Raw genomic sequence first — 11,878 nt, forward strand, 5'->3', positions numbered from 1 at the left:
CTCACAGACCACGAGAAGGAGGGATATGTCACCATAGGCAGAGCGACTTCTTCACTGATTACCCTATAAAAATCCCCTAAAATCAGGAAACAGAGCCACGGGGAAAGTGATTGCTTCACGGGTTCCGTACTCGATGTACGGCAGAGGACCAAAGCGGAGCCAGGCGGCGGAGATGGAGCATTCCCTCCGATTCAGCAGCCGTCCGAGCGAACTCCTGCGCATAACCCGCAGCCTCCCCCCCCGATAGCCGTTCCGCCCGCCCCCGCAGCCCCTTATAAATTGTAAAACCCGCCCCTTCTATCGTATAATAACGGCAATACTAGGACGAGGTGCAATGTGAACCATAGTGATTATGAAGGCGTGATGGGGCTTGAGGTTCATGCTCATTTACTGACCGATACGAAGATATTCTGCGGCTGCTCTACCAAGTTCGGGGCCGAGCCCAACTCCCATACCTGCCCTACCTGCATGGGGCTGCCCGGCGCCCTGCCCGTGCTCAACAAGAAAGTGGTCGACTTCGCCATCAAGCTCGGCCTCGCGCTCCACTGCAGGATCAACCACAAGAGCATCTTCGCCCGGAAAAACTATTTCTACCCCGACCTCCCCAAGGGCTACCAGATCTCCCAGTACGAGCTGCCTATCTGTGAAGACGGCTACCTCGACATCGCATCGGATAGCGGGACCAAGAGAATACGGGTCAAGCGCATCCACATGGAAGAAGACGCGGGCAAGCTCGTCCACGAGGCGACCATCGAGACCAGCACCTACAGCATGGTCGACTATAACCGTTCCAGCGTGCCTCTGCTCGAGATCGTGAGCGAGCCCGACATCGCTACCCCCGAAGAGGCCACCGCCTATCTGAAATCGCTCCGGGACATCCTCGTCTACCTCGAGATCTGCGACGGCAACATGGAGGAAGGGAGCTTCCGCTGCGACGCCAACGTATCCGTTCGCAAGGTAGGAGATCCCGAACTCGGCACCCGGGCGGAGATGAAAAACCTCAACTCCTTCCGCTATATCGAGCGGTCCCTCGCCTACGAGATCGAGCGCCAGATCGAGGTCTTGAAGAAGGGGGGCAGGATCGTCCAGGAGACGCGGCTCTTCAACGCCGACGAAGGGGTCACCTACTCGATGAGGGGCAAGGAAGAGGCCCACGACTATCGCTATTTCCCCGAGCCCGACCTCCTTCCCCTGGTGGTCGACGATGCATGGATCAGCGAGATAGGGCAGACCCTTCCCGAGCTGCCCGCGGCGAAGACGGAGCGGTTCATCACTGCCTTCGGCCTCCCCCGCTATGACGCGGAGATACTCGTCTCCGACAGGGCCCTTGCCGACTATTTCGAAGAGGCGGTCAAGCTCTTTCCCGAGCCCAAAACCGTGAGTAACTGGATAATGGGCGAGCTCCTGCGCGAGCTCAAGACAGGCAATGCCTCTCCCAAGGATGCGCCCCTCACGCCTGTGCTTCTCGCCGAGCTCCTCTGCCTCATCAAAGACGGGACCATAAGCAACAAGATCGGAAAGGAGATCTTTCCCGAAGTCTACGCACGGTCCATCTCCCCTAAAAAGCTCGTGGAAGAGAAGGGGATGGTCCAGATCAGCGACGAATCCTCCTTAGAGGCGAGCATTGACGCCATCCTCGCCCGCTCCCCCAAAGAGCTGGCCGATTTCCGGGCAGGCAAGGAGAAGCTTCTCGGATTCTTCGTCGGGCAGGCCATGAAGGAGACGAAGGGAAAGGCAAACCCCAAGCTCTTAAACGAGCTTCTCCTGAAGAAGCTCAAAGGAGAATAATTAATAAATGGCTATGAAGGAGCACATCTTCTGGAAAGAAGGCTCTCTTTTTCTTCTGGATCAGCGAAAACTGCCTTTTAGTGAAGAATTCATGGAGTGCACGAAGCTCGGCCACGTGGAGGCGGCCATCAGTACGATGGTGGTGCGCGGTGCGCCGCTCATCGGCGTGGTTGCGGCCTATGGCGTGGTGATCGCCCTGGCAGGGCTCCTCTCGAAGAAGGGACGGGTCAGCCCGGCGGACATGGCGCGCGTCTCGGGCCGGCTCATCGCCACGAGACCGACTGCGGTCAATCTCGCCTGGGCGGTTGAAAGGATGAACGACGCCTATGGCCGTTGCAAGGACCACGACGCCCTCCTCGACCTCATGACCGCGGAGGCGGTAGCGATCCACGCGGAAGACGTGGAGAACAACAGGACCCTCTCCCGTTTGGGGGCCGCACTCATTCACGACGGCGATACCATACTTACCCACTGCAACGCGGGGGCCCTCGCCACCGGCGGATACGGGACCGCTTTGGGCGTTATTCGTGCGGCCCATGAGGAAGGGAAGGGGATAAAGGTGATCGCCACGGAGACGAGGCCCTACTTTCAGGGCGCCCGTCTCACCGCCTACGAGCTCACGGAACAGGGGATAGACGTGGAGCTGGTGCCCGACAACCACGCGGGCCTCCTTTTATATAAGCAGAAAATCGACAAGATTATCGTGGGCGCCGACAGGATCACCCGAAACGGCGATACGGCAAATAAGATCGGCACTTATATGATCGCCCTGGCGGCCCGCGAGCACGGCGTCCCCTTCTACGTCGCCGCGCCCGTCTCGACCTTTGACAGGAGTACCAGGACCGGCGGGGAGATTGTAATCGAGGAGAGGGACTCGAAAGAGGTCAAGTATCTCAGGAAAACGCCCATTACCCTCGATTGCATCAAGGCAAGGTATTATAGCTTCGATGTGACGCCGGCCCGGTATATCTCCGCCTTCATCACGGAAAAAGGCGTCATCGAAAAGCCCTTCAAAACAGGAATTACCAGGCTCCATACGTCCTGACCGTGAAGATCATCACCCTTCTTACCGATTTCGGCTTGAAGGATGCCTACGTGGGCATCATGAAGGGAGTGATCGCCTCCATCAACCCCGATGCGACTGTCATCGATATCACCCATGAAATTGAATCACAGGATATAACCGAAGCGGCATTCATGATCGGCGATTACTTCCGCTGGTTCGAAGAGGGGAGCATCCATGCGGCCATAGTCGATCCTACTGTCGGCAGTGCGAGGAGACCCATTATCCTGGTGAGTGAGGGCCGTTATTTCGTGGGGCCCGACAACGGCATCTTCACCCTTGTGATGGGCGAAGCCCCTGAAGTCTATGTAGTTGAGAATCAGGCGTTTATGCACCTGCCGGTGAGCGCCACATTTCACGGCAGAGACATCTTCTCCCCCGCGGCCGCCCACCTTTCACGGGGAATTATGCCCCGGGAGTTCGGTCCCGCCCTACACGATCCTGTCACCCTGCCCGGACTTCTTCCCGAAATGGAAGAAAATCTCATAAGAGGAAAGATCGTGCGATTCGACAGGTTCGGGAACGGCATCACCAACATTTCCGGAGAGAGGATCAAGCCTTTCCTCGCGGCTCCTTTCGTGATAGAGACGGGTGGGATGGAATTCCACGCCTTATCCCGCAGCTATTATGAACAGGAGGTCACGTGCCTCATCGGCAGCTCGGGATACCTCGAATTCGGCGTTTTCAAGGGAAGCTTCCAAGCTTTCGCGGCGGCGGTAAAGGGCCAGGAGGTGAGGATTAGAGCCACATAGCGGCACATCTTCCTTTTTCGGCGTTTGGAGGCACTATTTATTCAGGATAGTCGCGCATCGAACTTATGTATACAAAATATTTAAAAAAACCTTAAGAAATCCCATAGTGAGACCGATAAACCCTTTCAGGAATGTTTCATTCCACACTACACTAAGGGGGTTAGAAATGAAAAAAACGGTATGTGTTCTGTCGGCACTCATCATGTTTTCACTGGTATTCGGAACTCTGACGCAGGCAGCGGCGCCCCAGGAGGGCAAAATGTTCGCTGAATTGAGCATGGATAAGACTCCGCTCGTAAAAGACTCGGGCTCCATATCGGGTCCCAACTCCATTCCGGGACTTACTCCGGTATATGCTCCGGGCTATGCCTATAATTCCGCGTACAATCCCGGCTATTATCCGTATTGATCACAGGTCGGAACTCGGGTCCTTATACTACCCCCGCTAAAATAGTGGGAGAGAAAGTTCAGGAGACCGTCAGACCATGGAATTGCTCCTAATCGGGGACCGGTACCACCGGCCCCCGATTTGTTTATAATCGTATTCTTCCTTTTGGACCGAATCAAAAATCGAATCTGATGTATTTTCCGAATTGGGTGGCCACGGAGTCGCAAGGGTTTCATGCTCCCCGCTTCGGCTGCGCCTGTTACCCACCAAGGCCCGTCGAGCACTCAGCCACCCAATTCGTCGTACCTCCTCAACACGAGTGGCTGCCCTTCGGGCCGTTCCTGCTCTCCAAGCGGGAGACCCAACAGCGCTCGCAAGGCGCAGGGAGCATGAAACCCTCCCGACTCCGTGAAGCAGGACCAGGGGAACATTTAGTCCCGCATAAACCACATGAACACCTGACAGCGGCTGGTAGGGATCGGGGGGATCAGATAAGATAATCTGTGTGCCGGCATTATTAATGCGCGTAAGGTGGGTCGGGACTCCCGTGGTAAGGACGCCTATCCGCGCCTACCATATAGTGAATGAATTATTATCTCATGGCATTTAATGCAGTGCCTATGCTCAGGCCGAGCTGGACGAGGTTGAAATTGCCCTGGGCGTTGGTGGAAATGGCGACGGCTACGTCGGCGCCCTTGAAATAGAGGAAATAGGCGAAGAAACCGGAGATGCCCCCGCTCTTGGTATAGACCCATTCCGTTTTGCCCGCCATTTTTATCAGCTCCCAGCAGTAGCCGAAAGAGGAGTCTCCGCCGGTGCCCGGATTCACATAGGGGGTCCCGTTGTTGAGGATAGTCTGTTCCATCATCTCGTCGATAGTCCCCCGGGTGAGAAGCACGCCGGGGGTGAAGGCCTTCTGGAATTTCACCACCTCAGCGGGAGTGGAAAGGAAATCCCCGGTGGCAAAGGGCGCCACCACGCTTACAAACGTGGCGTTCACGGTCTTGCCATTGTCGACCGTATAGCCCGAGACCCGATGAGGCACGAGATCCGTGTCGCTGCCCACTCCGGTCTTCCTCATGCCAAGGGGCGTCACCACGTTTTCGGCGATAAATTCACTGTACGCCTTGCCCGAGACCTGCTCGATGATCAGGCCCAGGAGCACGAAATTCGTATTACTGTACACGGCATCGGTGCCGGTGGCGAAGTCGAGGCTTCCTTTTGCATTGATGTAGTCGGTGGTGAGGGTGACAAGCTCCCCAGGGGTCCAGTCCTTCGCCCGGTTGGCGTCATATCCTTCGATCTCCGAGAAATCGGGGATGCCGGAGGTGTGCTGGAGAAGGTTCTTGATAGTGATCTGGTCCGCGTAGGGAAAGGCGGGAAGATAGGAGGAGAGCTTGTCATTGACGGAAAGAAGCCCCCGGTCCTTCAGGACGAGAATGCCCAGGGTCGTGAAAAGCTTGGAGACCGACGCGATCCTGAAGATACTGTCCGATCGCATCAGGCTGTTGAGCTCCAGGTTCGCCTTCCCATGGACGTAGAGGGAATGCTGGTTCCGTTTCTTGACGCTCACCACGAGCCCGGGCAGGTTATTGTCCTTGAAATAAGAGTGTATGATCTGTGCCACCGTCTGCCGGGCCTCTGCATGGGCGGGAGGGGCACTTATCAGGGTAAGGCCGATAAAGGCAAGGGCAATAAGAAGGCATAAAGTCTTTCTGAAGTTCATTTCTTCTCCTTGCGCGGGATGAGCGTATCAATAGAATTATCGTGTGTGCGGGCAGGGACTTAAGCAAAGAGGGGAGGGAAAGAAATGCTGGTGTTCACGTGGACGGTCACTGGAAAAAGGGAAATGGCCCATATGCACCACCAGGTTCCGCTTAGGCCTTCTGGCGTATGAATATACGCCGACAGGCTCTAATGCTCATCTGGCGGCCCATCTGAACCATCGCCCTTTTTCCAGTGCCCACTGCAGCCGGCATTCTATTAATCCAGGATTAATAGAATGCCGGGGCAAAGAATTGAGGGTTCGGAGGGGACGGCGGTGTCTGGGTGTTATGGCTATCCGCGGGTAAGGCGGGTCCAGGGCATGGGCAGCTATTTATTGGGCATGTACGCAACTATATTGATAAATAAATTTGATAATTTAATGAGCGTCCCTAATTCACTCATTGCCGGACATCTGTCCGTCAGCAGCGCCCCCTATCAGGTTGGATCAAATGCGTATTAGAATGAACGGAAGTCAGCACCACTGTCAGCGATGCTCAGGAAATAAAGAAACATTTTTGTTGCGAATCGGTTTCTTAGGTGATGCCCTATCACCCGAAGATGCCCCTTCAGGCTTTTCTCTTGGTCGCCTTCGGCTTTTTGCTGGAAGTTATTTTTCCCTGTCCGGCTTTGGAATGTTTCTTCTCCTTTGTCCAGGTCTGCGTCGTAAAGTCGTTGTTTTGAACACGATCTATTGCGAAAGCATTCCAGGGAAATAATGATGCAGCAAATATAATGATGCCGAACACGGCAAAGCGTCTCTTTAACATGGGGTTCCTCTGTGCCTATTGATATTGAATTATAGCAGAAATATTCCGGCTATTCCACTCTCCTCGACCTGCCGCTCAGCCTCGATATCTTGCACAAGGGTACAAATTCATTCTCGCGTGGTAGTCTATCAGACGTCCGCGCTGTTTGCAGTTGTCCCTCAGAACTAATTATCTAGCTATGTCCCCATCGCTAGCCCTATTTTTGAATCTTCAAAGAGAACATGACATAGCTTGGTAGGTGTTTTGGTTTCGCATTCCCAAATAATAATTATATGCCAACCCGAATTTTCAAGTTCTTTCTGTATCTTAGCGTCTCGTTCTATATTTTGGCGAAATTTGTCTTCCCAGAATTTTTTGTGAGTACCGGGAACGGTCGCTCTTTTACAGCCTGCATGTTGGTGCCAAAAGCAACCGTGCACAAAAATACAAATTTTATATTTGGCGAGCACGATATCCGGTTTACCGGGTAATTTCTTTGCGTGCAAACGAAATCGATATCCCATGGCATGAAGCAACCGACGCACCGTTAATTCCGGAGAAGTATTTTTTCCTCGCACCGCAGCCATATTGCTGGATCGCTTGTCTGGAGAAAGTCTGTCCATTTTTGCTATCCTGAAAGTGCTTTGAAATTAATTCCTAAGCCAGGGCGAGAAAGAAAAATACCTATACGTTGAAGCAAGTTAAGTGCATATTCTGAGCGAAGTTGAGCTAGAGCAGATGCTTCGCTCCAACAAAGGCCTAGCACTCCATCTTTTTGGTCAATCCAACCTACGCTGAGATTTGTGCCTTCATGAAACCTTCCCCTATTGCCAGCCAGCATTTGCTTCCATTCGGGATTTGAAATTATATCGCCCTCTTTATGAATGCTGAAAGCCTCTATATTTCCTCCTATTTGAAGAAAAAGATAAATGTTCTTAGTAGCATTTCTTAAAGCATTATTACGCGTTATTCTGTGAAGCTGCACAGCTATAAATGGACGACAATCTGCAAGGCTTGAATCTAATGTCCGATCTGGAACCATATCGCAAGCAGGAGATAGGCAGATCCAAAGTCCTTCTTCCTGACCTATGATATTAAAAACATGGCCGGTTGTTAAATGTGATCTATCAATCGGTTTTGTGCTTGTAAACCAATTAAAGGACATCAGAGTGTCGGGCGAGCCAACATCCGTTTTGTCAAGACCGCACTCACTTATTACCTCACCCGTGTCCAATCTGGCAAAACTTGCATATAATCGTTCCGCAAAATCGCTGAGGGTTGATTGCAGTTGGTCCCCAAGCGCCTCCCAGTGCCTCTCTATTGTGTTATAAATAATGCCTTTTTGATCGACCGGATCAGGTTCGAGAAAATCACTTAACCATTCCACTTGAATATGTTTATTGCGGAGGATTGCCGCCTCAGCGATTACTCCATGTTGGTCAATTTCAGTTCTCATTTTAGCTAATAAAAGGCGGTGAGGCGACGGAAATGATGTTCTTATGGCCTCTAATAACTTGCACTCAAAGGATTCTGGAGAGTGCGATTTTGAGAGCACCGTCACAAATAACCGGTCGGTTCTTATCCAATTAATGTCACCTGAATTGCTGACCTGAACCCCTCCAAGATCGTGCGAGGAAAACTTTTTCGTAAGTTTCCCCTGTTTTTGCAGTAAGAGCCACTTGGCGAGATCCCTTGGATTAATTTTGACTTCTCTGGGTCTTGATTTCCAAAGGTCGATGATTCTCGATCCCTCGGGTGTCCCCAGGAGGGCGGCACAAATTTCTGTGTTTCGTGTTCTTACTTGCAGATATGTACTCTCCGAGATTTCTCTGTCAAGCAATGAGATGATTTCTTCTGTTTCATTTTCCCATTGCTCCAAAGCATTGTTCAATGATTCCTGTTCGTCCTCTGTTAAACGCAATGCAGCATCAGGATAAGACAGGCCTAATGCAATTTCGCGGACTACCATCTCAAGATCGTCTTTCGTATGGACAATAACCAAATTAAAGTGATCGTTTTCAGCAAGCTTCCTCAATATGTTTATCGCCGCCTCGCCTTTTACTCCTAGACTGTCCTCGAGATTGTAATCTAGTATTAGTAAATCGGAATGATGCAGATGCGGCGCGAACACTTCCTCCTTTGCAACAGTTATTTTCCTACCGTCATGAACATCGACAAGCCACGGACTTTCTTTCTTTCTGGCAAATTCGAGAAGTTGACGAACATGCTCAACATCTTGATTTTTACCCTTCCAGGCACCTTCCAGGTTCAATTCTTTTGCAGCAAAACTATCCAATGTAGGGTACTCATCATCAATGACAATAACCGTTCTAATCGGGTCAATAAAAACTTCTTGGATAAGTTGATCATAACCCACGATTGATTCCGTATAATTACTCATATCTAGTCCCCTTGAAATCAATAACGAAATTTGCTCCCCGAAGCCTGCAGAAGCGGTTTTCGGTCGCATATCTGATCGTATGACCTCCTGCGGCTAGATTAGCACGGCAGAGGTAGAGGCCGACTCCTCGCCCACCGCGAATTTTTCTGGTAAAGAAAAGGGTAAACAGATTCTTTAGGTCGTCCTTCTCTACACCGGGGCCGTCGTCGGCTACGACCACTTTTCCATCAATTATATCAAGTAAGATCTTTTTAGCACTTCCGCGTGACTGACTGACCCAATAAGCGGCATTATTAACTAAGTTGATAAAAACTGGAAAGATCCGGGACGCCTGTTCGTATACGCTAAATTTAAGAAATTCCGAAGTAGCGGTAAGAGAAATGTCTCGTCGTTCAAGAGATTCCCCCATAAATTCCTCGACATAATCAATGATTTTCTTCCCATCAATCCAATTTTTGGCTTTCTCACCCGAAAGCTTCAATGGAGAAAGGAAGCGGAGCCGATCAACCAGCGCATTGTGCGCGGAGCGGACCATCTCAAACGTTGGATTAACTCTTGCGGTCTCTGACAAATGTTCCAAACCTCGCGAAATAGTCATTTCGAGACCTTCAATTTCGTGACCTATAATTTCCACCGTTATGCCTAATTGCGCCAAAGCATTCAACCGATCGATTTCTTGACGCAAATCTGCCGATTGTTCCATAGTAAAGGTGAGCATAGTCTCAATATCTATGCTTTCCTGCAAGCTTTTCAAAGTTGCAACATATGGTTCGAAAAGATCTGAATTTTCGCGGTCTTGCTTCTCCCTCTCAAGTTCAAGCTTATCGAGAACCTGACCGAGAGTTGTTCGGCCGTGTTCCAAGTCATCGAGCAACGGTAACATTTTGCTGTGGTAGCGCTTGTTCCTATCATCAATTAAGTCCGAAATTCGTTTGATCTCACTGCTCAGAATATCTTTTGTTTCAGCGGCCCATTTTCTAAGTCGGTTTTGCAAGTAAACAGCATTCCGACTAATCTCAGAGTACGCTACGTCTTTAGATGATTTCGGTTTAATTTTTTCCAGTCGATGAGAGACGGAGACGGTGAGCCTGGCAATAAGATCACCGGAAAGGCTATCATGGCTCTTAAAATCTCTATAATCTGATTCCATCGTTCCCAAGACATTGGGTGCCGGGCCAAGTGCAAGCTGCGCTCGATGTTCCTTCAGTTCTAATAGGCGCCGTCTTATAGCCAGCAACTCCACCTCGGTTGTAGGCAATGAATCGGCCTGAGCTGTCATTGCCAGTTGAGTAAGTTCGCGTTCTACTAATTGTATCTCAGGCAGATTAGTCATTAAGCGAGCACGAAATTCTCTTTTTCTTCGCGCTTTAAGCTTCGTTTGCGCTTCCTCGGCCTTCTGTTTTGCGTAATTTTCTTGAATTTCCGGAAGCACTTGATCCCTTATATTTGAATTGGTCCCATAAAAACGCCGCGCACTTTCCTTCAGAATATTTATAATAATATCGCGAAATACTTTTGCTGCTTTGTTATCAATGATACCCTCACGACCTGCTTTATCGCGTAAATTGGGATTCTCCTGCCTAGTCAGCGCTACGCGACCAAAAAGACGCCGATAAGACCAGAATTCCCGTCCAAAATGTTTCGTTCTGCGTAACTCAATTTCAAAGAAATCATTATCTTCACGTCCATAGGGCATGACACGAAGGCCATTTCTATAGACCAAGAATCCTCCGTATTTGATTGCCTGTTCCATGAGTTTTGCATGCACTTCGGCTGGATGGGTTGTGTTGTCGATCCGTTGCTCAAACGTACCAATCCTTAGATGGAATGAACCTACTCGCGAATCCGAACGAGTGGGCACCGCATACGCAGGATTGATGATTATCTCACCTTCGAGCCATTTACCGAAGACCCTAACTTTTCCCCGAAAAATTCCATTAATATCAATTTCGCCTTCAAGAACGTGCTCCAGTTCCTCAAGATTTTCGTAATCGAATTCTCGTTCATCTGAGATAATGGGGCGACTTAACGAACCCTCCCAAGCGGTAACAGAATACCTAAAATCATCCGCTCCGAAATATGTCACCGCCTCATGAGGATCAACAAAAGGGTCAGTGAAGTTCGACAGCGTTTGGAAAAGTTTATCTTTTGCACTTTGGAGCGCATCCCCTTCGGTTGCGGTCGCGGTTCCATATAACTGTGCCTCCAGATCGTACGTAATATTGGCCATGAGCATTGCCGTTCCATGCGAAGACGCATTCGCCCAAACCGGCCAGTTCTCAAGATGTCTTTCAGTAAAGGTTGTCGCAATTAAAGTCTCTTCTATGGCCGCCTTAGTAGAAGGTCGCCCTTCTTTTTTTTCTAAGGCATCATATATTTCCCATCCAGATACAATTCGTTCATCGCGAGCTCCGTCATTCCCGTTCCCCCATATGTTGCCCATCATTTTGTCGAATAAAATTCCGATGTGCATCCACACGTCATTCTTTTCATCGAATTCTACAACCGGTATTTCAATGTCCTGCAGGTAGAGGAATGGATTCTCAAAAAGACGCCAGTCAATAAGAGCAGCGACGAAAGATGTATTTTTGCGTTTTGAAACTAGAAAAAGTAGTGAACCGAGATAGGCTGATGAAAGACGACCTATCCCCTTTTGGCCTTGTTTTTCTCTATGAGGTAGACCATTGCGATCATCCGCTGGTACATCTAAATCATATGCCTTCGATTCTGTGCCAACTACAAGCCATTTTTCTACGAATTCCTGATAGCTCATGCCAAACCCGTTATCAAAAATGGCTGCTATGGGCACATTTCCATCAAGAATGTGCAGAGATGCTTCGCGAGCATATGCATCGTAGGCATTTTTCCAGAGTTCGGAAATTGCGGTAGGACAATCAGCAATCTGTTCGCGACCGAGATGATCGATGGTTCTTGCCCTAGTTTTAAACGCTATTGATTCGACCATTCTATCCC

Annotated in this window: 8 protein-coding genes; 4 read left to right on the top strand and 4 right to left on the bottom strand. The window is 50.2% G+C overall.

The window, feature by feature from the left end:
- Positions 1–336 precede the first annotated feature (336 nt).
- The 4 genes from gatB (at position 337) to VGJ94_12395 (ending at position 4,012) form a co-directional block, all read left to right on the top strand.
- On the top strand, positions 337–1,788 hold the full coding sequence (gene gatB, locus VGJ94_12380; protein HEY3277408.1) for an Asp-tRNA(Asn)/Glu-tRNA(Gln) amidotransferase subunit GatB: 1,452 nt from the start codon (positions 337–339) through the stop codon (positions 1,786–1,788).
- A 7-nt stretch (positions 1,789–1,795) separates the two neighbouring features.
- A complete protein-coding gene (gene mtnA, locus VGJ94_12385) occupies positions 1,796–2,833 on the top strand; it encodes an S-methyl-5-thioribose-1-phosphate isomerase (protein ID HEY3277409.1) in 1,038 nt (345 codons plus the stop codon).
- A gap of 2 nt (positions 2,834–2,835) precedes the next feature.
- Positions 2,836–3,603 (top strand): SAM-dependent chlorinase/fluorinase, encoded by a 768-nt coding sequence (locus VGJ94_12390; protein ID HEY3277410.1) that lies wholly within the window; start codon positions 2,836–2,838, stop codon positions 3,601–3,603.
- A gap of 166 nt (positions 3,604–3,769) precedes the next feature.
- Positions 3,770–4,012 carry a hypothetical protein gene (locus tag VGJ94_12395; GenBank protein ID HEY3277411.1) on the top strand — a complete coding sequence of 81 codons (243 nt, stop codon included), beginning with the start codon at positions 3,770–3,772 and terminating at the stop codon, positions 4,010–4,012.
- A gap of 571 nt (positions 4,013–4,583) precedes the next feature.
- On the opposite strand, the gene VGJ94_12400 is transcribed toward VGJ94_12395, so the two are convergent.
- From VGJ94_12400 to VGJ94_12415, 4 genes are all read right to left on the bottom strand, one after another.
- Positions 4,584–5,717 (bottom strand): serine hydrolase domain-containing protein, encoded by a 1,134-nt coding sequence (locus VGJ94_12400; protein HEY3277412.1) that lies wholly within the window; start codon positions 5,715–5,717, stop codon positions 4,584–4,586.
- 984 nt (positions 5,718–6,701) lie between these two features.
- The gene (locus tag VGJ94_12405; GenBank protein ID HEY3277413.1) at positions 6,702–7,127 is read right to left on the bottom strand and encodes a very short patch repair endonuclease; all 426 of its coding nucleotides are present in this window, start codon (positions 7,125–7,127) and stop codon (positions 6,702–6,704) included.
- 5 nt (positions 7,128–7,132) lie between these two features.
- Entirely contained in the window at positions 7,133–8,905 is a 1,773-nt protein-coding gene (locus VGJ94_12410) for a response regulator receiver domain (GenBank protein HEY3277414.1), read from the bottom strand.
- Positions 8,898–11,870, bottom strand: coding sequence for an ATP-binding protein (locus VGJ94_12415; GenBank protein ID HEY3277415.1), 2,973 nt, complete (start codon positions 11,868–11,870; stop codon positions 8,898–8,900). Before VGJ94_12415 ends, VGJ94_12410 begins: the two co-directional genes overlap by 8 nt.
- Between the last annotated feature and the right edge of the window lie 8 nt (positions 11,871–11,878).

This window comes from Syntrophorhabdaceae bacterium (assembly GCA_036504895.1).
Lineage (GTDB): Bacteria > Desulfobacterota > Syntrophorhabdia > Syntrophorhabdales > Syntrophorhabdaceae > PNOM01.